Origin of the sequence: Cryobacterium sp. MLB-32 (assembly GCF_000738085.1) — a bacterium.
Lineage (GTDB): Bacteria > Actinomycetota > Actinomycetes > Actinomycetales > Microbacteriaceae > Cryobacterium.
Map to the genome: position 1 here is coordinate 15,963 of NZ_JPRS01000005.1, position 23,241 is coordinate 39,203.

Annotated in this window: 14 protein-coding genes and 1 pseudogene; 12 read left to right on the forward strand and 3 right to left on the reverse strand. The window is 67.7% G+C overall.

The genetic code is table 11. The features are described from left to right. Positions 1-91 precede the first annotated feature (91 nt). Both JF66_RS25190 and JF66_RS01205 read left to right on the forward strand, forming a co-directional pair. On the forward strand, positions 92-691 hold the full coding sequence (locus tag JF66_RS25190) for a DUF4192 family protein (RefSeq protein WP_035874024.1): 600 nt from the start codon (positions 92-94) through the stop codon (positions 689-691). Next, positions 616-1,275, forward strand: a complete 660-nt coding sequence (locus JF66_RS01205) for a DUF4192 family protein (RefSeq protein WP_197059280.1) — start codon at positions 616-618, stop codon at positions 1,273-1,275. Before JF66_RS25190 ends, JF66_RS01205 begins: the two co-directional genes overlap by 76 nt. Before the next feature lies 1 nt (position 1,276). Here the strand turns inward: JF66_RS01205 and JF66_RS01210 are convergent, their stop codons facing one another. After that, a complete protein-coding gene (locus tag JF66_RS01210) occupies positions 1,277-1,765 on the reverse strand; it encodes an Lrp/AsnC family transcriptional regulator (RefSeq protein WP_035874026.1) in 489 nt (162 codons plus the stop codon). Positions 1,766-1,922: 157 nt separating this feature from the next. On the opposite strand from JF66_RS01210, the gene JF66_RS21490 reads away from it, so the two are divergent. The 9 genes and pseudogenes from JF66_RS21490 to JF66_RS24125 all read left to right on the forward strand — a co-directional run. Continuing rightward, a complete protein-coding gene (locus tag JF66_RS21490; RefSeq protein WP_081882061.1) occupies positions 1,923-3,122 on the forward strand; it encodes an FHA domain-containing protein in 1,200 nt (399 codons plus the stop codon). Between the two features lie 51 nt (positions 3,123-3,173). Continuing rightward, a complete protein-coding gene (locus JF66_RS01220; protein WP_035874027.1) occupies positions 3,174-4,007 on the forward strand; it encodes a PP2C family serine/threonine-protein phosphatase in 834 nt (277 codons plus the stop codon). Between the two features lie 118 nt (positions 4,008-4,125). Next, positions 4,126-5,601 (forward strand): serine/threonine-protein kinase, encoded by a 1,476-nt coding sequence (locus tag JF66_RS01225; RefSeq protein WP_035874030.1) that lies wholly within the window; start codon positions 4,126-4,128, stop codon positions 5,599-5,601. Then, on the forward strand, positions 5,598-11,597 hold the full coding sequence (locus tag JF66_RS01230; protein ID WP_051972963.1) for an Ig-like domain-containing protein: 6,000 nt from the start codon (positions 5,598-5,600) through the stop codon (positions 11,595-11,597). The genes JF66_RS01225 and JF66_RS01230 overlap by 4 nt, the downstream gene beginning before the upstream one ends. A gap of 17 nt (positions 11,598-11,614) precedes the next feature. Further along, positions 11,615-12,604 carry a MoxR family ATPase gene (locus tag JF66_RS01235; protein ID WP_035874035.1) on the forward strand — a complete coding sequence of 330 codons (990 nt, stop codon included), beginning with the start codon at positions 11,615-11,617 and terminating at the stop codon, positions 12,602-12,604. A gap of 8 nt (positions 12,605-12,612) precedes the next feature. After that, positions 12,613-13,938 carry a DUF58 domain-containing protein gene (locus tag JF66_RS01240; protein WP_081882062.1) on the forward strand — a complete coding sequence of 442 codons (1,326 nt, stop codon included), beginning with the start codon at positions 12,613-12,615 and terminating at the stop codon, positions 13,936-13,938. Then, the gene (locus JF66_RS01245) at positions 13,935-16,304 is read left to right on the forward strand and encodes a transglutaminase domain-containing protein (RefSeq protein WP_051972964.1); all 2,370 of its coding nucleotides are present in this window, start codon (positions 13,935-13,937) and stop codon (positions 16,302-16,304) included. Before JF66_RS01240 ends, JF66_RS01245 begins: the two co-directional genes overlap by 4 nt. Further along, complete coding sequence (locus JF66_RS21495; protein WP_156109601.1) at positions 16,301-16,918, forward strand: hypothetical protein; 618 nt, start codon at positions 16,301-16,303, stop codon at positions 16,916-16,918. Before JF66_RS01245 ends, JF66_RS21495 begins: the two co-directional genes overlap by 4 nt. 704 nt (positions 16,919-17,622) lie before the next feature. After that, positions 17,623-18,573, forward strand: a pseudogene (locus JF66_RS24125) (FtsK/SpoIIIE domain-containing protein); the annotation flags it as partial. 1,469 nt (positions 18,574-20,042) lie between these two features. On the opposite strand, the gene ald reads toward JF66_RS24125, so the two are convergent. Next, positions 20,043-21,158: an alanine dehydrogenase gene (ald, locus tag JF66_RS01255; protein ID WP_035874038.1), complete on the reverse strand. Its 1,116-nt coding sequence runs from the start codon at positions 21,156-21,158 to the stop codon at positions 20,043-20,045. A gap of 87 nt (positions 21,159-21,245) precedes the next feature. Here ald and JF66_RS01260 point away from each other — a divergent pair, with 87 nt between their 5' ends. Beyond that, entirely contained in the window at positions 21,246-22,112 is an 867-nt protein-coding gene (locus JF66_RS01260; protein ID WP_035874041.1) for a diacylglycerol kinase family protein, read from the forward strand. Positions 22,113-22,167: 55 nt separating this feature from the next. On the opposite strand, the gene JF66_RS01265 is transcribed toward JF66_RS01260, so the two are convergent. Further along, positions 22,168-23,160, reverse strand: coding sequence for an asparaginase (locus tag JF66_RS01265; RefSeq protein ID WP_035874042.1), 993 nt, complete (start codon positions 23,158-23,160; stop codon positions 22,168-22,170). Positions 23,161-23,241: the final 81 nt, after the last annotated feature.

A 23,241-nucleotide genomic window follows, 5' to 3' on the forward strand; every position in this document is an offset into this window, starting at 1 on the left:
CTCCACCTCCACAGACACGACGGGGCTCACGTTCTGCACACATTGACCGTCTGGCATCCCTGAACCGGTGTCGGACGGGCACAGTGTTGGCATGCAGCCGACCATCGTCAAGACCAGGAAAGCGTCTGACTTCCTGGCACTCGTTCCCCAGCTCGTCGGGTTCCTCCCCGAGCAGAGCCTGGTTCTCGTTGCCTTTCGGGGCAACCGCACCTGCGGTGCGCTCCGATTCAACCTGCCCGACACCGACGCCCCTCTGAAAGTGCACAAGCGGATTGCCACGACCCTGGTGGGGACCCTGTGCAAGATACCCGGCGTCGATGCGGTCGTTCCCGTTGTCTACACGGGCGACTGCTTCGCCGCGGTAGGGGGAATGCCCCAGGAAGATTTTCTGGGGTGTCTGATGAAGCGGGCGGAGATGAGCGGCTTTCTTGTTCGTGATGCCCTGTGCGTGGCAGCGGATGCGTGGGGGTCCTACTGTGACCCGAACTGTCCGGCGAGCGGGCGCCGCTCGGGGAGATATCCGCTTCGCAGATTCATGAGGCGATTCCGGCGTCGGAGCGCCGAACGCTGGGAACCCTGCACAGTGGGGCGGAGCTCCCGCGCATCACGCCCACCGTGCGAGACCGTGTGCTTCAGGCCTACCGTCGGTACCAGCGCTTGGACCCGCCGGGAGCGCCGCAGCCGGAACTAATTCCGGCGGTGGGCGACATTCTCGATCCCGTCGACATCGCCGAGGCCGCGCTGACCTGGACTGCTCCCGGACCCGATGACGTGGCTCGGTTACTCTACGTGGTGCAGAGCCCGGCGCACCGGGACCAGATCATGGTGCAATTCGCCTTTGGGCGGGAGACGGGTGTTCAGGCGTGGCGGATGAACCAGGCCTACCTCGCCCTCCAGCGAGCGACGGGTCGAAGCCTCGATGACATCGTCGCCGCGGAGGTGGAGGGTGATGCACCGCCGGAGGCCGGGAGACTCGGCGACCTCATGCTCGGGCAATGTGCCGACAGACCGAATCACGGCCGGACCGAGGCGGCGATCACCCTGCTCAAGACGGTTGTCGCGAGCGCCCCGCGGCGGTGTCGACCCGCGCCGCTCTGCATGCTCGCCTGGTTGTCGTGGACGCTGGGACGTGGTTCCGTCGCCGGTATCTTCGTCGAGCTGGCGCTGACCATCGATCCGACATACGGGATGGCGTTGCTGCTCAACACGGTGGTGTGCTCGGGCATGTTGCCGGAGTGGGCCTACGCGGTGCCGCCCGACGAGGCGGCCAGTTGAGCTACTGCTCGCCCAGCGCCCAGTCGTGGAACTGCGAACGCATCGTGAGATAAACGAACGTTTCTGTCGACACGACACCCGGCAGCGTGCGGATCTGCGAGTTGAGCACCTCGAGAAGTGCTGAATCGTCGGTGCAAATGACCTCGACGAGAATGTCGAATGACCCCGCGGTCAGCACGACGGCACCGACGGCGGCGAGTCGGGCAAGCTGGTCGGCAATCACCCGAGTATCGCCGCTCGCCGTTATCCCGATCAGAGCGCGGCGGTCGAAGCCGAGCTGGTCGGGATTGATCACGGCGACCACCTGCACCACCCGCGCGTCGGTGAGCTTCTGCACGCGCTGCCGCACGGCCGCCTCGCTCAGTCCGACCGCCTTCCCGATCTCGGCGTAGGACCGGCGACCGTCTGCCTGCAACTGCTCGATGATGTGGCGCGACAGTGTGTCCAGGTGCAGGGGCTGGTCCGAGTGCACGCTCGCGGCAGTTGTCATGCCACGAGTCTGGCAAGCCGCACGCCAGGCGGCAAGGGACGAGGCCGATCTGGCGACGGGATCGCCCGTCGGACGAGTGGACCGGTGTTCTCGGCCAGGGGAGCACATACTGGAGAGGTGACCGGGTTCGGTCTCCGACGAAGACGAGGCGGCTCGAATGACGGCACACTCCCCGAGAAGCAGAACCGCCGGCCGCGTGGGATGTGCCCTCCGGCCAGGCGTCGCACCCGACTGGACCTTCGTGGTCGGACGGGACTTTCTGGCGGCGGTGCCGGTCTCGACGAGCGCGCACGTGTTGGAATCCCTGCGGGATCTCGACGAACAATCGGCCGCCGTGTCCCGTGAGGATGTATTGGCGCGGCTTTCATCGCAGGAGTCCGTCGCGAGCCTCGTCGTGGCGGTTCCGGGTGAGGCGACCGACGCGGACGGTGTCCCGGTGGCCGTGTATGTGCGGGGCCCGATCGTCGTCGACGTCTTCTCGATCGGAGGATCCCGCCGGATCTCAGACGGCGGTAGGGAAGACGGGCTCCGTGCGGACTTCCTGGCCGTCACCGGTGTGGTCATCGGTTCCCCGCTGGCGGACCGGGTGAATCCCGCCGAGCTTCGGTCAGGCCAGGCCATCGGCCTCGGCGCTATATCCGGAAGCGCCCTGTTGTGGTCGGCATCGTTTCGGGCAGAGTCGCCGTATGGTTCAGACGAAGCGGCCGGCCCTCTGCCGGTGCCCGCATCGGTTGCGACCGCCCCCGACGCGACCGCCCCCGACGCGACCGCCCCCGACTCGAGTGCACCCGACTCGAGTGCACCCGACTGGAGTGCAGCCGGCCAGCCGGCACCGGTCGCTGCTCGAGGGGCGGCATCCGATGTCGGGTTCGGTGACACGATCCTGCGCCCGCCGCTCGCGCCCCGTCCATCGCTGACCGCTCGGGCGGGGCAGCAGGACGGCGACACCGTGCTCCGCACCCCCGTGCGCTCTCGCTCGCCTCGGGCGCAGGCCACCCCCGAGGAGGAGCCGACACCCATCCCGCGATACGGGTTCCGCCTTCCGGACGGGTCGGAACGGCGCCTGGACGCCGTCTATCGCCTGGGACGACGGCCGCTGCCCTCACGGGTCGGGGACGGGCGACCGGCGCGGTTGATCACCATCTCGTCCGAGACCTCCGCCGTCTCGGCAACGCACATCGAAATTCGACAAGACGGGGATTCCGTCGTGGTCACTGACGTAGGCTCGACCAACGGCACAACGGTCTTTCCCCCGCGCGGACGTCGACAACGTCTGCGCGCGGGGCAATCCCTCGCCGTGCGCCCCGGTACGAGGGTCGACATCGGGGACGGTAATATCATCGAAGTCCTCCGATGAACCTGGAGTACCGCTCATTCTCCGCAGATTCGACGTTGGAAGGCATCACCCGTGACCCAGATTGGTCAAAGCTCAACCGAATTCACGGTTGAGCTGCCCTCCACGCGAACGAACGTCACCCTCGCCTGGGCCGCGCTGACGGATGTCGGACACCGCCGTGAGGTCAACGAAGACAGCTTGCTGGCCTCACCCCCGATCTTCGCGGTCGCCGATGGTATGGGGGGCCACTCCGCCGGGGATGTGGCCAGTGATGCCGTGGTCACCCGCCTCGCCGAGCACAGCGGAAAGCCCGTGCTCGACGCGCAATCCATTGATGCAGCGCTCAGCCAGGCCGTTATCGACATGAAATCTGCTCCCGGCGTGACCGATCAGGGAACCGGCACGACCGTCACGGGCGTCGCGCTCGCCGTGGTGTCGGGTAACCCCAGCTGGATTGCCTTTAACATCGGGGACTCCCGCGTCTACCAACTCAACGCCGGCGTTCTCGAGCAGGTCACCACCGACCATTCCGTGGTTCAGGAACTCTTCACTGCCGGGCGCATCACTCGCGAAGAGGCCGAGGTACACCCCCAGGGCAACATCATCACGCGCGCGGTCGGCTTTCATGAACCGCCCATTCCCGACTACCTGATCCTGCCCCTGCAGCCGGGAATGCGCATCCTGGTGTGCTCGGATGGATTGTCCAAGGAAATCACCTCGTATGGCATCCGGCACTTCCTCATGTCCAACCCCAAGGCCGCCGACGCCGCTGAAGCGCTCGTCGATGCCGCGCTCGACAACGGGGGCCGCGACAACGTCACGGTCATCGTCGTGGATGTGCTCGGTGTGACCGCCGCACCCGAGACCGCCGACGTTCCCGCGAACGCGGACGCCGACAAAAACTAAGCTTTACCGGCGTAAACGGAGCATTCGTCTGCTTACAATGAAGGTAACGTAGCCGTTATTTCTGCGGTGCGGGGCCGGTGACGCGTGACTGGCCCACAGGAACAGCACGGAGGCGATCATGTCACGACGTCTACCGTCGACAGCGCCTTCCCTGCCCGGATTCACCTACGTGCGTGCCCTCGGGTCCGGTGGGTTCGCTGACGTCTTTCTGTTCGAACAGAATCTGCCGCGACGCCCGGTCGCGATCAAGGTGCTCCTCGCCGGTGTCGTCACAGACGAGGTGCGCCAGCTGTTTCGCGCCGAGGCGAACGTGATGGCGCAACTGGGTTCGCATCCGTCCATTCTGACGGTCTTCCAATCCAGCGTCTCCGCCGACGGCCGACCCTATCTGGTGATGGAATATTGCTCGGCCACCCTCAGCCAGCGCTATCGTTCTGAGCCACTCGCCGTGCCTGAGGTGCTGCGAATCGGCATCAAGATTGCCGGGGCCGTCGAAAGCGCCCACCGCACCGGGGTGCTCCATCGCGACATCAAGCCGTCGAACATCCTGATCACGGCCTATGGGCATCCGGTGCTCTCCGACTTCGGGATCGCGGCGACGCTCGCTGATGCGGCGGGCGAAGGCGCGGTGGATGGCTCCGCTTCCGCCGGGGTGGGCATGTCGATTCCGTGGTCGGCCCCCGAGGTTCTCCACGGTGACGTGGCGGGATCCATCGCCACCGAAGTCTGGGCGCTCGGAGCCACCCTGTATTCCCTGCTCGCCGGACGATCGCCCTTCGAGGTGCCGGGGGGCGACAACGAATCCGCTGCGCTCATTGCGCGAATCAGCCGCGCCAAGGTTCCACACATCGACCGCGCCGATGTGCCAGCCCGGCTCGAAGAAATTCTGGCGAGGGCCATGAGTCGTCGGCCTGACCATCGCCAGCACAGCGTGCTCGAACTCATCCGGGAGCTGCAGTCCGTCGAAGCCGAGTTGGGGCTCACGCAGACACCGCTTGAGGTGTCGGTCGATGACTGGGCACAGGCCACGCCCGCCGACGAGAGCGATAAGACCCGGATCACCGGGGTATCGGTGGCGGTTCGGCAGCCCGTACGGCGCCGTGCAACCGCACACGCGCACGCTTCCGCGGGTGCCGTGTCGTCGACTCGAACTCGGGATCTCAGCCGAACTCGTCGCAGCCGGACACAGACGTCCCTCACCGGCAGCCTCCGTTCCGGCCTCGGCGCGGCTCGTCGGCCGAGAGCACTGATCATGGCTTTCGTGGCCGCGCTCGTGCTGGTGGTGGCCATGGGCGCCACCGCCGTGACGCTGCTCGTGAACAACGATTCCACGGGGATTCCGCGCGTCAGCGATATCGTGGGCGCAAACGAGGGCGGCACAATCGTGTTCCGCTGGGCGGACCCGGGAGTGGAGTCGAGCGACACCTACGTCGTACAGCTGCGAAACGGGGAGAAAAGCATCCAGCGCGGCACGGAATTCGGCGTTGACCCCGACGGCAGCGGGACCGTCTGCGTGACGGTGACGGTCAACCGCTCCGGCGCCAGCGGTCAACCGAGCGGCGAAAAATGTGTCGATCCCACGGTGACCGGATGAGAATCTGGATTCGTGCCCACCGTTCCCTCCTCGCCGCTCTGACCAGCACGACGGTGATCGCGGCACTCGTTGCGACCGTTGCGATCGTGTCCGGCGGCTACACCGCCCAGCGTCTGAACCTCGGCGACGCGGCGGTCTGGGTGACCAACGAGACTCGCCAGTCCGTCGGTCGCGCCAACACCGCCGTGATGGAGCTGAACACCGTGGTGGCCGCTGGCAGCAGCAGTCTCGACGTGGTGCAGCAGGACGCCACCGTTCTCATTGTCGACCGCGGAAACAGCGCCCTCGATATCGTGGACCCGGCGAACGCGGACATTGCCGGAAGTGTGCCCCTGCCCCCCGACTCGCCGACCGTCCTGCTCAGCGGTGACCGGGCTGTTGTGGAGTCCCAGGGTGATGTGTGGAGCGTGCCGACGGGCGAGCTGGAGCGCTTTGATGCTCTCTCGGCGCCGACAGTATCATTTGGCGCCGGCACGGTAGTGTCCCTCGATGAATCCGGCCTGTTGACCGCGTTCACTCCCGGTACGGGGGACCTCATGCAGTTCGACACGCACGCGGGCACCGCGGTGGGGTCGACGGTATCGCTCGGCACGACCCCGCCTCGAAACCAGGGCACGGGTGCCGTCAATGGCGCGGATGCCGGTGTCGGCGCCGCAGACGATGCGTATCAGCTGGCCAGTGTGGCGGGCCACTGGGCGCTCTTGAACGCGACGACCGGTCATCTGTTCCTCACCGGGCGGGACGAGGACCTGAACGGCGTCGGCCCGGCCGATCTGGTCAACCCTGTGCTGCAGCAGACCTCCGTGGTGGGTGACCGGGTGCTCGTGGCGGCAGACTCCGGACTTCTCGCGGTCCCCCTCGCCGGCGGATCGCCGGAATACCTCGTGACCGGACGGAACTCACCGGCCGCGGCACCGGCATCCGTCGGCTCCTGCTCCTACGCCGCATGGGCGGATGGAACCGCGTGGCGGGACTGCGGTGGGGCCGGTTCCGAGCGGCAGACGGGGAGCGCCCCGACCTCAGGCGAGGTGACGCTTGAGGGCGTCGCGGCCTCCGCGCGGATGGAATTTCGCGTGAACGGAACCGGGGTGGTGCTCAATGATGCGCACAACGGCGCGGCCTGGGCAGTGCAGCGGGGCAACGAGCTCATCGACAACTGGGCCGACCTCATCGACACCGTGCAGACTGAGCAGCAGGTCGAAGACAACACCCAGGACACTCCGCCCACGTTCGAGCAGACGCAGGTTGCGCCGGTCGCCGTTGACGATGTGTTCGGTGCGCGACCGGGGCGCGCCACGGTGCTGCCGCTCCTGCTGAACGACTACGACGCCAACGACGACGTGCTCATGATCTCCGAACTCGACCCCCTGCCTGCCGCGCAGGGTCGGCTGGAGCTCATCGCCGACAATCAGCAGGTGCAGCTCACGTTGCCCGGCGACGCGGCCGCGACCTCCGGCCCGATCGTCTTCGGCTACTCGATCACGGACGGGCGGGGCGGCACGGCATCCGCCACGGTCACGGTCACGGTGCGCCGCGACGACGAGAATTCCCCTCCCGTGCAGGTGCGCGCCACCCGGGCAACGGCTGAGGCATCCGGACAGGTCACCAGCCAGACCCTGGGGGACTGGATGGACCCGGACGGCGACCCGTTCTATCTCGCATCGGCGACGACGTCCGAGCCAGACCACGTCGGGTTCACGCCGGCGGGGGCCGTGACCTTCACGGATTCCGGCACCGGGGCCGCGAGCTCGATTGCGGGCAATGACGAGCGTCGTGAGGTGGCCCTGTCCGTTTCGGACGGGCGGGGACTCGGCACCGGCACACTGTCCGTCTTTGTGCGTGCCGCCGGCACGGTGCCGATCCTGACCGATTCCTTCTCGGTATTGGCCACGGCCGGCGCGGAGGTCACCGTTCTGCCGCTCGAGCACGCGCGCGGCGGATCCGGTGTCTTGCGGCTCAGCAGCGTGCCCGCCAAGCCGAACGTGACCATCACTCCGAATTGGGACGACGGCAGTTTTCGTTTCTCCAGCGACGAAGTCGGCACCCATTACCTGGAGTACGCCGTGACCGATGGCGCTCAGTCGGCCACCGGCCAGGTGAGGATCGAGGTTGCGGCGGCCGCCGACGTGGACAGCAGGCCGGTCACCGTTCCGCACACGGCTTTCATCCGCGGGAGTCAACCGTCGCTGGTCGATGTGCTCGCCACGGACTTTGACCCGGCCGGCGGTGTGCTGCTCGTGACCGGTGTGACGGTTCCTGTCCAGAGTGGCCTCCGCGTGGAAATCCTCGAGCAGAGGCTGTTGCGGGTCACGCTGACGGAACCTCTCGCCACCGGATCGGTGTCGTTCGGCTACCGGGTCAGCAACGGCCTGTTCGAGACGGACGGCAGTGTGACGGTGATCGAGTTGCCGGCCGTCTCGCAGAAGCAGGCGCCGCGGGCGTTGCCGGACACTGCATCCGTGCGGGTCGGCGATGCCATCGATATCCCGGTTCTCGCCAACGACGAGCACCCCGACGGCGACCCACTCACCTTGGACCCTGTGCTGACGACCGGTCTGAAGCCCGGTGCCGGGCTGCTCTTCGCCGCCGGCAACACGCTGCGCTACCTCGCGCCGGCCACCGCCGGAAACTACACCGCCGTGTACCGAGTCACGGCCCCGGACGGCCAGTTCGCCAACGCAGAGGTGCGCATCCTCGTTCGTGAAGCGGATGCCGCCACGAACAACGCGCCAAAACCCGAGACCGTCACAGCGCGAGTGCTGGCCGGCGGCACGGTGCGCATTCCGATTCCCCTCAATGGGATCGACCCCGACGGCGACTCGGTGCAGTTGCTCGGCCAGGAGACCAACCCGGAGAAAGGAGCCGTGACCGGCAACGACTCGGATTCCTTCGAGTACGTCGCCGGCGCATACTCGGCCGGCACGGACAGTTTCACCTATTCGGTTGTCGACGCTCTGGGTGCCCGGGCCACCGGAACCGTACGCGTGGGCATCAGCGCGCGCCTCGACGGCGCACGCAACCCGATTGCCGCGCCGGATGAGGTCGTGGTGCGTCCGGGACGGACCGTCTCCGTTCAGGTTCTCGGCAACGACTCCGATCCCGACGGTGGTGCCCTCAGCCTGGTCAGCGTCGCGCCGAGCAATCCCGGCATCGATTCCGGTTCGGCCGTGATCTCCGACCTCGTCGTTGACGTGACGGCGCCGCAGGCCGAGGGACGGTACGGCTACATCTACGAGATCCAGAACGAGCGCGGCGGCACCAGCTCGAACTTCCTCACCGTGGTGGTGAGCAAGGACGCGCCCAGATCGGTCCCGATCGCCCGCGACACCAGGCTCACCCTCGGCGATATCCTCGATCGCAGCACGGTCGACGTGGACGTTCTCGCGCAGGTCTTTTTCGCCGACGGTCCCTCCACGGACCTCACCCTCGCCGTTCTTCCCGGCTATACGGACACGGCGCGGGTCACCACTAACCAGCACATCACGGTGACGGTCCAGGATCGCAGTCAGATCATCCCGTTCTCCGTCACGCACCCCGACGACGCCGGTATCGTGTCGTTCGCCTTCCTCTGGGTGCCGGGATTCCGCGACGCTCTGCCGCAGGTGCGGGCATCCGCTCCGGCTCTCACCGTGGCCAGCGAATCGACCCTCGTCGTCGATCTCAACGACTACGTCGTCGCCGTGGGCGGCAAGACCGTACGCCTCACCGACACCGGAACGGTGCGGGCCACGCACGCGGACGGAGCACCCCTCGCGACGAGCGACACGCGACTGGCGTTCACCAGTGCAGACCAGTACTACGGGCCGGCCTCGATCTCCTTCGAGGTGACCGACGGGACGAGCGCGAGCGACCCAGAGGGGCGCAAGAACACCATCGTGCTGCCTATCACCGTGACGCCGCGCGACAACCAGCCGCCGACGTTCGACGGCGCCGTGATCGACTTTGAGCCGGAACAGACCAAGGTCATCGACCTGACCAAGCTCACCTCCTACCCGTACCCCGCCGATGTCGACGAACTCGTATTCACGGTCCTCGATCCGCAGCCCACCGGCTTCACCTGGTCGCTGAACGGTCACGTGCTGTCGTTGACTGCCCAGAACTCCACCCTGAAGGGCACGTCGAGCCCGATCACGATCGGCGTGCGCGACAGCCTCGCCCAGGGGCAGGCCGGCAGAATTGACATGCGCGTCGTCGCGTCGACCCGGCCGCGCGCCATTCCGGCGACGGATGCCGCCATCGCGCCGCGGGGACAGACGACCGTGGTGGACGTGCTCGCCAACGACGAGGCCGCCAACCCGTTCCCCACCGTTCCGCTGCGTGTGGTCGCCGTGCGCGGACTCGACGGCGGCACGGTGCCGGCGGGGGTCACCATCACACCAAGCGCCGATTCGAGTCGGCTGAGCATCCGGGTGAGCCAGGACGCGGCACCGGTCGACACCAACCTGCAGTACCAGGTGGCGGATGCCACGGGGGATCCCGATCGGTACGCCTGGGGAACCGTGCGCATCTCCGTGCAGGACGTTCCGGCGCCGGTGACCAATCTCACGGTCGGTGGCTTTGGGGACGGCTCCCTGGCCGTGGCCTTCAACGCGGGTGCCGCCAACAACTCAGCGATCACGGGTTATGAAATCACCCTTCGCGACGCCGGGACGAGCGCCGTCGTCGGGACATCGGTCTGCGAGGCAACGTCCTGCGAGGTCTCGACCAGCGGCAACGGCCGAGGCAATGCCGTGCGTGTGTCCGTCGTCGCGCAGAACGCGATCGGGTCAGCCGACGCCACGACCCTGCGGGGGACCGTGTGGTCGGACGTCGTGCCCGCCGCGCCCACCGGTCTGGCGTCCCGCCCCCTCGACGGCGGACTACACATTAGTTGGGCCGTTGTCGCCTCGGGCGGCGGCGGCACCGCCGTTCGCGGCTACGTCGTCACCGCCAACGGACAGGCGCAGACCGAGGTGAGTGCGAACGGCGCGGCCTGTTCCGCGGGGCGCTGCAGCCTGGACGTCTTCGGTCTCACGAACGGTGCGAACGTGACATACACGGTCAGTGCCCGCAATGATGCCTTGCCCGAGCTGTCGAGCTGGGCCGTGTCGCGTTCAGACGGGACACCCTACGGTGCGCCGGTCGCCGGGGGAATCAGTGCGAGCGGCAGTGATGCGAACGGCTCGGTGACGGTTTCCTGGACGGCGTTCGCGGATTCCGGGGACCCCATCCTCGGCTATTACGCTCAGCAGCTCGATCGCAACCAGACACCGACGGGCCCTCAGGCCTGCTCGGTGCTGTCGCCGGCCCCCGGCCTCGTGGTGGCTCCGGCGCCGGGCGGGATCGTTTCCGCACAGCAGAACACGACGGCTACGAGCGCGACCTTCGAGAATCTGGGCTCCACAAACGGGCGCTACTCATTCGTGGTCTGGGGTTACAACAGGGCCGGCTGCGTGGCGACCGATGTCGAGTCCGCGAGCCTGCGCGTCGATCCGGCCACCGCGCCGATCGTGCAGGGTTCGATGGGTTGGCGCGGGGATGCCTGGGACTACCAGATCACGAACGTGAGCGCGGTTCCCGGCGCCGACCGATTCGAGCTCAAGGCCACGGGCGCCGCCGACCCAGGCCTGGCTTTCGCCGGCACCGGTTGGCCGCGTGAGCTGCTCGGTGTTGCCTTCGGCTCCGCGGTCTCCGTGCAGGTTCGTGGCTGCAACCAGTGGGGTGGATGCGGGCCGTGGTCGGCGCCGGCGACAGCAGCGGAGGCATCCGTTTCTCTCGCCGTCGGCGGGGTTGTGTATGACCCGACCCTCGGCCACTTCTCCTGGACCAGCGATCCGGCCAACAACGGGCTGGCCGTGAGCTACACCTGTGAGGTCCGGGATACTGTGGTGGCCGCCACAGCCGCCGATTCGCCGAGCTCCTGCACGCTACCCGATGCCCCACCGGCAGGCACGGTTCGTTTGACGGCCTCCGTCGACACCGGAGTGAACACCCACAGCTACGACTACGACAAGTGAACGAGAGAGACAACGCAATGACTCTGACACCCGAGCAGGCCACCCAGTTCGCCGACGCCTTTGAGCGCCTCGTGCGCGGGGTCGAGCAGGTGGTTCTCGGCAAGAACCACGTCATCCGCCTGGCGTTCACCGCACTGCTCAGCGAAGGGCACCTGCTGCTCGAAGACGTGCCGGGCACCGGCAAGACGTCTCTCGCGCGCGCCATCGCCCAGAGTGTGCGCGGCACGAGCAACCGCGTGCAGTTCACGCCCGACCTGCTCCCCGGCGACATCACGGGTGTGAGCATCTATGACCAGCGCCACGGCACGTTTGAGTTTCACCGCGGACCGATCTTCGCCAACATCGTGCTGGCCGACGAGATCAACCGGGCCAGTCCCAAGACGCAGTCCGCACTGCTGGAGGTGATGGAAGAGGGACAGGTGACAACGGATGGCGTCACCCACCAGGTGGGCACACCGTTCATGGTCATCGCCACGCAGAATCCCATCGAACAGGCCGGAACGTACCGCCTGCCCGAAGCACAGCTTGACCGCTTCATCATGAAGTCGTCGATCGGCTACCCGGATCATGCCTCGATGATCCGCATTCTGGATGGTGCCGGCCATCGCGCGCACGACGTGACCGTGGCTCCGGTGCTCTCGGCCGAAACGGTCGTCGAGTTGGCGGCCCTCGCACGCACCGTTTTCGTGGACGCGAGCATCACCGACTACGTCTCTCGGCTGGTGGACGCGACGCGCACGGCCCCCGAAGTGCGTCTGGGCGTGAGCGTGCGCGGCGCCCTCGCGTTGATCCGAACGGCCAAGACCCTCGCCGCCGCGAACGGGCGATACTACGTGATTCCCGACGACGTGAAGGTGCTCGCGGAACCCGTGCTCGCCCACCGCCTCCTGCTCGACCCGGAGAGCGAATTCGATGGTGTCACGCCGTCGCAGGTGATCGCACAGATCCTGGTCGAAACGGCGCCGCCGAGTGAGCGGCAGCATTCGCCGGACCCCTCGCATGTCTGAGCCCGCGCATGTCTGATACCGTCACGCGAACACGCGGGGTCGTCTCCGACCCGCTGCCGGAGGGCCGGATGGCGGTGGTCGTCGGCGTGGTTCTGGAGCGATCCCGCGCCGTTCGCGTACGCCTCCTCGGAGGATTCCGCATCCTCGGCGCTGTCGTCACCCCGCTGGGGTGGAGTCTGGCGACAACCGTGCTCGTCTCCTTTGTGCTGGGTTATCGCGGTGGGTGGACCGAACTTGTGGCCATTGCCTGGGCCGGCGTCGTGCTCCTCGGTGCGGCGCTGGCGTACCTGATCGGTCGGGCGCCGTATTCGATCGCCCTCGAGATGACGGTCGACCGCGTCGTCGTCGGTGAGAACGCGACCGGCACGGTGAGCGTGCTCAATTCCTCCCGACGCCGGCTGCCCGGCGTCAGCGTCGAGGTACCGGTCGGCGACGGGCTCGTTGTGTTCGACATGCCGGCGCTCCGCCGCTCGGCCGGGTTCGCCGACGATTTCGCAGTGCCGACCATCCGGCGTGGCGTCGTGGTCGTCGGGCCGGTGCGAACGGTCCGTGGCGATCCCATCGGCCTCGTGCGCAAGGAGCGCGTCTGGGCCGACAGGACAGAGCTTTTCGTACACCCGCGCACCATCTCCATCCCGAGCATGAGCACCGGACTCATCCGAGATCTCGAAGGCAATCCCACGCGGGATCTGGCCACAAACGACGTATCTTTCAACTCTCTGCGCGAGTATGTTCCGGGCGACGAGCGTCGAAGCATCCACTGGAAGAGCACGGCCAAGACGGGCACCCTCATGGTGCGACAGTTCGAAGAGACCCGCCGCAGCCACCTTATGGTGGTCGTGAGCCTGTCGGAGCGGGACTACGAAACAGACGACGAATTCGAGTTGGCGGTGAGCGTTGCGGGTTCCCTCGGGGTGCGGGCCATTCGCGATGGCCGCACGGTTTCCGTCGTGGTGAGCGCGCTCACGCCGCCGTTCGCCCGGCGCCGGGTGCCGGCGCTGCGATCCCTGAACACCGTGACCCGCCCCCGTCTGCTCGACGACCTGAGCCGGATTGAACCGGTCGGGTCGGCACTTCCCCTTCCGGACCTGGCCGGGCTCGCTTCCGACAGCGTGACGGGAATCTCCGTCGCCTTCCTCATCTGCGGATCGGCGCTGACCGCACGCGAGCTCCGCGCTGCCGCGAGCCGGTTCTCCGCCGGGGTAGAGGTCGTTGCCGTCATCTGCGAGCCAGAGGCCGCGCCGAGCCTGCGACGGGTCGGTACGCTCAGCGTGCTCACGGTCGGTTTTCTCGAGGATCTGCAGAAGAGCCTCGCACGATCGAAGGCGGCATGAGCGAGGCACCGCAGAAACGGCGGGTGACCAAAGCCCGTTCTCGCCCGCGATTTCCCCTAGTCGCGGGGCACACGGTCGCGCTCCTCATCGCCACAATTGCGGCGTCCGTCACCCTGTGGCCGGTGTACCAGAGTCGCGAATACATCGTGCTGGTGCTCGCGGCCTTCTTCGTCGGCGCGGTGATCGCCATCTGCGGAGCCCTCTTCCGGTGGCCGGCCTGGCTCGTCATCCTGGTCACCCTCGCAGGGTTCCTGCTCGTCGGGGTACCCCTGGCCGTTCCCGGCCGGGCCATCGACGGTCTGTGGCCGTCGGTCCCCGGGCTGGTCGATCTGCTGGCCGCGAGTGCCCTGAGCTGGAAGCAACTGGTCACGATCGTGCTCCCGGTCGGCTCGTACCAGACGCTGCTGGTGCCGGCTCTCATCCTCGTGTTGTCTTCCACCGTGATCGGCCTGTCGACCGCCCTGCGCGCGCGGGTTCCTGAGCTCGCGGTCATCGCCCCCGGTCTGTTCTTCATTGCCGGCATCGCGCTCGGCCCCGCCGCCGATTTCTCGCCCATCCTGAGTGGACTGGGCTTCTTCGTCACCGTGATGGTCTGGCTGCTGTGGATGCGCCGGGTGCGGAGGGCCGTCGCCGTCGGTCTGGCCACCGAGGCCGTTGGCCGGGCCGTACGCCCCGACCGTCACGGGCGCAGGGACACACGGCACGCCACGGTGCGTGCCCTGCTGAGTGCGACCGCCATTCTCGTCGTGGCCGCCTCGGTCGGTACCGTCGCCGCCATCGCGGTGCCGTCGCAGGTGGAGCGCGATGTTCTTCGCGCACGGGTGCAACAGCCGTTTGACCCGCGCGACTACTCCAGTCCGCTGAGCCAATTCCGGAGTTTTCTGCAGCCGGCGCTCGCGGATGAGCCCCTGTTCGCCGTGGAGGGGCTGCCCAGCGGCGGTCGCCTGCGACTTGCCGCTCTCGACACCTATGACGGAATCGTCTACTCCGTGGGTGATTCCGCCACCCGGAGTCCATCAGGAGCGTTCAGCCGGTTACCGTACCGGCTCGATCAGAGTGCGGTCGCGGGCGAGCAGACCACGCTTTCGGTGACGGTCGAGGGCTATTCGGGCGTGTGGGTGCCGGGAGCCGGACAGCTCGAGCAGATTGCCTTCGGCGGGTCCACCGCCGTCGCCCGGTCCGATTCCTTCTACTACAACGACAACGCGGCATCCGCTGCCGTCATCTCCGGACTCCAGCGGGGGGATCGCTACGTGAGCGAATCGGTCACCCCGCCCACCGTCACCGACCTCACCCCTGTGCGCCCAGGCTCGGCCGTGCAGCCGCCGCTCGGGGTGGTGCCCGAGCGTCTGGTGCAGGCCCTCGACGGTTACGTGCACGCCGACGGTTCCCCGGGAGCCCAACTGCAGGAGGCGCTCGACGGCCTGGCCCGCGACGGTTACCTCAGCCACGGCCTCGGGGCGGACGAACCGGTCAGTCGCTCCGGCCACGGTGCCGACCGCATCACCCAGCTCTTCACCGATGTCCCGATGATCGGCGATCAGGAGCAATATGCCGTGGCAGCGGCCCTCATGGCGCGTCAGATCGGCTTTCCCGCTCGGGTGGTCGTGGGGTTCGTGCCGGACACCAGCGCGGCGGGCACGGTGCAGGTGACCGGTGCGGACATCTCGGCATGGATCGAAGTACAGACGAGCGATGGTGCCTGGGTCACCATCGATCCCACACCGGAGCTTCGCGACGTACCGGAGAATCAACCGGACGAGCCCACCGTCGTGTCGCGGCCACAGTCCGTGCTGCCGCCGCCCGCCGTCGACACCCCGCAGCAGCGCGATCCCGAACCCGCAGAACGCACGGTTGACGACCCCGTCGCACCACTGAGCCCGCTGGTCGCCCTGCTGCTCGCCGTTGCCGCCGTGGCCGGGTGGACGCTGCTCGGACTCGTGCTGGTCGCCTCGCCGTTCCTCTTCGTGATCGCCGCGAAAGCACGCCGCCGCCGCCTGCGGCGTCAGCGCCCCACTCCTCTGACCCGGATCAGCGGCGGCTGGAATGAATTCATCGATGCGGCGGGCGACAGCGGTATTCCGATGCCGGATCGTGCCACCCGCTTGGAGCTGGCGGCCATCGTCGGTGCGAGCATCGGCGGGATTGAGGCCCGGACGTTGGCAGTGGACGTGGACCGCGCCATTTTCTCGCCGGACACGACCTCCATGCTCCACGCGGATGCGGCGTGGAGCCGGGTCGACGACCTCCGTCGCTTGCTCCTGGCTGGGAAGACTCGCAGGGAACGGCTGAGGGCATTCCTCTCGCTGCGTTCATGGGGTCGGTATTCTGGAAGCAGATGGACGAAGGAGGGAGCGGGCTCGTGAAATGCCAGATCTGTGGGGCGATGCTTCCCACCGGGGCCATGTTCTGCGGCGAGTGCGGCAGCTCCAGCACCGCGACCCCGCTCACGCGCAAACGTCCGGACCCGCGGCCCAGCGACACGACCGTCATCGCTCCGCTGTTGCCCCGGCCCACGGTCATCTCCGTTCCGGTCGAGACGACGCCGCGTGAGGTTGACCCGCGTCCCGGCGCTCACCATCGCCACGCCGGCCCGAGCGAGGTGCCTGATGGTGATGGTCCCCGCGCCAGTCAGGGCGTTCCGCCGACCACGGCGGCCGGTTTCGTGCTCCAGTTCAGCACGGGGGAGACGGTGTCGGTTCGAGGCACCGGGCTCATCGGCCGGCGGCCTATGCCGCAACCCGGTGAAACGTTCGACCAGCTCTTGGCCATCGCGGATGTCGGCATGTCCGTGTCCAAGACCCACCTCGAATTCGGCCAGCACGACGGTGAATTCTGGGTGAGTGACCGATTTTCGGGCAATGGCACGGTTCTTCGACGTCCGAATGAAGCGCCCGTGCGGTGCGAACCCGGCCGGCGCTACATGGTGGCCCGTCGCTCACGCGTTGAAATCGCCGACCAGTTCTTCACCGTCAACTGATCTCATCCGTCCTCCACCGCTGCCGGTGCCTGGGGTTGTGCACCGTTCGGCCCGATGCCCGCGAGGTTCGCGCACGCATGTGATGTGCTGGTGGCGTGATGCTCCCCGACGAACCCCTCGTCCTCCCGCTCCGGCCCTCGCCTCAGCCGCCGGCCGCCTTTCCCGTGCTGGTGACAGTGGCTCCTCTCGCGGCGGCGGCCGTGATCTGGTTTGTCACGGGCTCCGCTTTCGCCCTGATCTTCGCGGTGTTGAGCCCGGTCATCGCCGTCGCCGGAATGGCGGACGCCCGACGGACGCAACGCAAACGAGCCGCGGCGGACCGCGACGGCTATCAGGAGGGACTTCGGGCTCTGCGGGTAAGCGTGACCGAGCGGCACGATGAACTTCGGCGCACGTTACGGCTGCGCACGCCGTCGGTGAGGAGCATTCTGGCCGAACCGACCGGCGCGGGGCGCTGGCGAGGAACGAAGGGCACCAGCGTGAGTCTGGGTACCGGCGTCGTGAGCAGCGACGTGCGACTGAGCGGAACCGCAGAGATCGGTGAGCATCGTGAACTCCGCTTGTGGGCTGCCAGCCTCACCGACGCACCTGTCCTCGCGGACGCGGGCGGCGGCATCGGAATCATCGGTCAGGGTGCCCTGACCCGTGCGCTCGGCCGCGGTGTGGTCGTGCAGCTCTGCTTTGCCCTGGCACCCACGGAGCTGATGCTTGACGGGGTGCCGGGGAGCGACTGGGGATGGACGGAGGGGCTACCGCACACCCTGCCGCACCGGTCGCATGCCCTGACGGTCACGGAGTGCAGACGTCCCTCGGGCCCCGCAGCCACAACCTCACCCGGGTTCAGCGGGGTTCACCTGCGCGTGCTGATCGCCGAAAGACCGGAGGACCTGCCCCCTGGTTTGGCCACGGTTGTTCGCGTCGAGGGCCCGCATCGAGCCGTCGTTGTCACCTCACCCGTGTACTCAAGCGGTCTCGAATTTCATCCCGAATTAGTCTCAGCCGAAGAAGCCGCGCGCTTCGCCGCTGAGGCGCAGGAACAGGCATCCGCTGCCGGGCTGCTCGCGCGGGGGTGCCCGGTGCCACGCACGCTCGCCTTCTCGGAACTGCGTCGCCCCGTCTTTGGCGGGAATGCGGCGGGAGCGACCGCGGGCCTGGCGTGCATTGTGGGCAGGGGCGAGAGCGGCGAGCTGGGCGTCGATCTGGTGCGGGACGGGCCGCACGCTGTGGTCGGTGGCACGACCGGCAGCGGAAAGAGCGAGTTGCTGGTCACCTGGGTGACATCGCTGGCCGGGACCTACTCGCCGGCCCAGGTCACGTTTCTGCTGGTTGATTTCAAGGGCGGCGTCGCTTTTCGCCCCCTGTGCACCCTGCCGCATTGTGTCGGGCTGATCACGGACCTGGACGCCTCCGCCGCCGAGCGCACCCTCGCGAGCCTCTCCGCTGAGTTGCACTACCGGGAGCGAATTCTGGCGGCGGCTCAGGCCGCCGACGTGGCCGACGCCCGGGTGGTGCGCGGGGAGACTCCGCTGCCTCGACTGGTCATCGTGGTCGACGAATTCGCCACGATGCTCAACGCGTTCCCTCAACTGCATGCCCTCTTCGTTGATGTGGCCGCGCGTGGGCGTTCCCTGGGCGTGCACCTGATCCTGTGCACTCAACGTCCGGCTGGTGTCGTGCGAGATGCGCTCCTGGCGAACTGCAGTCTTCGAGTGTCACTGCGCGTCAACAATGCCGCGGACAGCCAGGCCGTGATCGGCACGGATGCCGCGGCCGGGCTGACGGCTGATCTGCCCGGTCGCTGCCTGATCATGGTCGCGTCGGGTCAGCCACGTCTCTGCCAGGTGGCCAGCACCACCGAGGCCGACATTCACGCGGTCGCGGATGCGGCGTCCCGTCCTCACATCGGGGGCGGCGCATTCGTACGACGCCCCTGGCTTGACCCGCTCCCACCCGTGGTGACGTGCAACGATGTGGCCGCCGTGCACGCCCGATCGGATGATCCGCACGGCGACGGCGACGGCTTCGTGCTCGGGCTGCTCGATGAACCGGACCAGCAGCGGTACCGGGTGGGACGCTGGGACCCGCTCACCGAGGGGAATCTGCTCGTCGTCGGTGGTGCCCGCACCGGCAAGACCACCCTGCTCCGGTCCCTGCGAAACCAGTCCGGTGCAGCCCAGTCCGGTGCGGCCCAGTCCGGTGCGGCCCAGTCCGGTGCGGCCGAGTGTAGTTCGGCCCAGATCGGTCTGGCCAGACCCATCGCAGTGTGGTCCGAATTCGTTCCGGCGGATGTCGAGGGCACCTGGGATGCGTTGACGCGGGCGTGCCGTCTGCTGGATGCCCCGTGGCGCCCCCCGGGTGAGCACCACCTTCTTCTTCTGGATGATGTCGACTCCGTGTGTGCGCGCTGGGACACTGAGCATCGCCTCGAGGCTCTGGACATGCTCGCATCCCTCCTGCGTGACGGGGCGGCCGCGCAGATGACCGTGGTGGTCTGCGTGCAGCGGCTTGCCGGAGTGCTGCAGAACCTCACGTCCACGTGCCAAAATGTGCTTCTCCTGCGGTTATCGAACGCTGCGGAGCATCAGGCGGCGGGGGGACTGTCTGCGCATTTCAACCCCGCGCTGCCTCCGGGGGGCGGACACTGGCGGGGCCTGCGGGTACAGCTGCTCAGCCCGGACGTGGGTGCCCCGCTCGACGTCCCGAGCGCGCTGTATCCGACCGCTCCGTGCCTCGATCGTGAGAGCCCGTTGCTCGTGGTCACTCGCTCGGCAGGCGGTGCGGGCTCACCATGGCGTGCGGCGCGAGGAGGGCCGACCCGGGTCATCGACCTCACCGGTCGTGCCGCGCTCTCGGGGGGACGACCGACTGGAGGTAGCGGAGGCGGGGGACGAGACCATCATCATCGGAGACGCCGAGGCCTGGCAGATCCAGTGGGCACTGCTGGCCGTGCTGCGCACCCGTGCCACGCTCGTCTTCGAGGGCAGCAGCCTGGCGGACTACCGCGCCATCTCGCGCCGCCGGGAGCTTCCGCCCCCGCTCGCTGCCGGCCGCGGCCACGTCTGGGCGGTGCAGCCCGACGGTACGGTCTCGAGGGCGTCACGTCCCGCCGGACGGGAGACCTGAGTCACCCGAGGATGTCAGCAACCTCACGATGGTCGAGGCCATGGGCGCTCGCGACAGGGGCGTTAACGAGCATGCCCGCGTGGGTGTTGAGGCCGAGAGCCAGCGGGGTGTTCGCACGGAGCGCCTGTTTCCAACCCAGGTTGGCGATCGACAGCACGTACGGGAGGGTGGCATTGGTCAGTGCGTAGGTGGAGGTGTTCGGCACCGCGCCCGGCATGTTCGCCACGCAGTAGAACACCGACTGATGCACGGTGAAGGTGGGATCGGCGTGCGTCGTCGGGTGGGAGTCGGCGAAGCATCCGCCCTGGTCCACTGCGATGTCGACGAGCACGCTGCCGGCCCGCATACGCGAGACAAGCTCGTTGCTGACGAGCTTGGGTGCACGGGCGCCGGGAATGAGCACCGAGCCGATCACCATGTCTGCCTCCGTGACGGCCTTGTCAATTTCGAAACTGTTGGACGCAATGGTCTTGACCCTGCCGAAATGCAGGGCGTCGAGTTCGCGCAGGCGAAACAGGTTGGTGTCGAGCACGGTCACGTCGGCACCGAGACCGAGTGAGACCTGCATGGCGGCGGTGCCGGCTACGCCACCGCCGAGGATGGTGATGCGCGCGGGATGAGTGCCGGGAACCCCGGGCACGAGGAGTCCGGGGCCGCCGTTGGGCTTGAGCATGACATTCGCCCCTACGATGGGCGCGAGTCGACCCGCGACCTCGCTCATCGGGGCGAGCAGGGGAAGCGCCCGGGACGGAAGCTGCACGGTCTCGTAGGCGATTGCGGTGACGCCGGCGGCAAGCAGCGCCCGGGTGAGTTCGGGTTCGGCGGCGAGATGCAGGTAGGTGAACAGCACGAGGTCGGGGCGAAAATAGCCATACTCGCTCTCAACCGGCTCCTTGACCTTGAGCAGCAGATCCGCGGCTGCCCAGGTGCTCACGGCATCCGGCATGATCGTCGCTCCGGCGGCGGCGTAGGCCACGTCGGGGATCGTGGACCCGACTCCGGCACCCGATTGAATGAGTACCTCGTGGCCCTGCGAGACGAGTTCGTGCACGCCCGCGGGGGTGACGGCCACCCGGAACTCGTTGTTCTTGACCTCGGTGGGGATTGCGACCTTCATGGTGCTCCTTGTGGGCCCGGCATCGCCGTGGAACAGCACTGTTCCTGCCTGAGACAAGGCTAACCCTGCTCCCGGTATTCTCAGAGTATGAGGTCGTTCCACGTTCTGGTCAATCGGGCCGCGGGTGCTTCCTCCGCCACGGAAGCCGGCACCGCAATCCTGCATCTGCTGCAGGAAGCGGGAGCCGAAGCCTCGCTCAGGCTCACCGACAACGCCGTTCACGCTCGTGAGCTGGCCGCAGACGCCGCCAGCGTCGGCGCCGTGATCGTGGCCGTCGGTGGAGACGGCACGGTGGGTTCCCTCGCGGGCACGGTCGTTCGTGCTCGGGGCACGCTGGGTCTGGTGCCGATCGGCCGTGGCAATGACTTCGCTCGCCAGCTTGGCGTTCCCCACGACCCGCGCGACGTTGCGAGGGTCCTGCTGCACGGGCGGGCGAGGCCGGTGGATGTGATCGACGTCGACGGCCGCATCGCTGTTGGCAGCGTTTACGCCGGAATCGACTCGCTCACGTCGGAGCTCGTCAACCGGGCGCACTGGCTTCCGGCCAGGTTTCAGTACCCGTTTGCTGCCATTCGTGCCATCGCGACGCATCGCTCGACGTCGTACACGATCTCTCTCGACGGCGCCGAACAGACCGTCAGGGCTCACACGGTCGTCGTCGCCAACTCCGGATATTACGGTTCCGGCATGCACGTTGCACCGGGAGCGCTCGTCGACGACGGCCTGCTCAACGTTGTGATCATCGGAGAGGCAGGGCGGTTGCGCCTGCTGAAGGCTCTGCGTATGGCCTATGGCGGGTCCCACGTCACGCTCAAGGAAGTGACCGTGGCCACCGCCCGAGAGGTCACGATCACGTCTGTCGGCGCGCTCGCCGCCTACGCCGACGGCGATCGGATCGGTGCGCTGCCCGTGACGGTTCGGGTGCTGCCGGGCGCACTGAACGTGATCGCCTGACCTGACCTGACCTGACCTGACCTGACCTGACCTGACCGGGCGGCCGGGGTGTTCTCTAGGTGTAGCTCGGGCGGATCGAGCCCACGGGCAGGCCGCCACCGGTGACGACGAGACCGAGCTCGGGGAGCAGCGCGTCGAGATCAGATCGAGCGATCGCACCGGCATCCGCCAGAAGGCTGAGTGCCACGACGGCGGCTGCACGCAGGTTGCCGTCGAGGATCTTCAATGCCACGGTCATGCCGTTGTCGGCCGAGGCCACCATGATGCCCTCGGCGCCGCCCTTCATGAAGAGGCCGAGCCGGTCGATCACGATGCTGTCCGAGAGCCCGGGCCCGGCGACGACCCAGCCGTTCTCCCGCACGGCCTCGGCGAGGAAGCCGGCCTCGCGATAGATGGCGAACGGTGAGGTCGACTTGGACGTGGCGATGCGGGCGATGCCACGGGCCAGTCCGGTCAGCGACAGCGCGTGAACCGGGGCGCCGCAACCGTCGATGCCCGAGGCGGTGGGGCGCTCACCGGTGAAGCGTTCGACGACGTCGAGAATGCGCTTCTGCAACGGATGTTCGGGGTTGAGATACCCGTCCAGTGCCCAGCCGTTCTGCACACACGCCACCAACATGGCGGCGTGCTTGCCGGAGCACTCCATGTTCACCTGGGATTTGCCGGCACCGAGGCGCACGAGCGCATCGCGCGACGCGGAGTCGATGGGCCAGGCGGTCGGGCAGCCCAGGGCGGACTCGGTGATACCGGCCCGCGCGAGCAGTCCGCGCACGAGGTCGGTGTGCTTCTCGGTGCCGCTGTGGCTCGCCGTGGCGATCGCCGCGTCTTCGCCGCGCAGGGTCACGCCGCTGGACATCACGGCAATGGCCTGAAAGGGCTTCATGGCTGAGCGCGGGAAGATCGGGGTTTCAATGTCCCCCAGGGCACGGAGCACCTCGCCGTTGGCACCCAGCACGACGGCGGATCCGGCGTGGCGGGACTCAATGAATCCGCTGCGCTCAACGACAGCGAGCTCGACCGCATCGGTGGTGGTGAAGGTCTCTGACACGGTCGTGCTCCCTGTACGTAGTGGTGCGAACTGCGTGGTGCGAACTGCGTGGTGCGAACTGCTGCGGGTGACGTGCGTTCG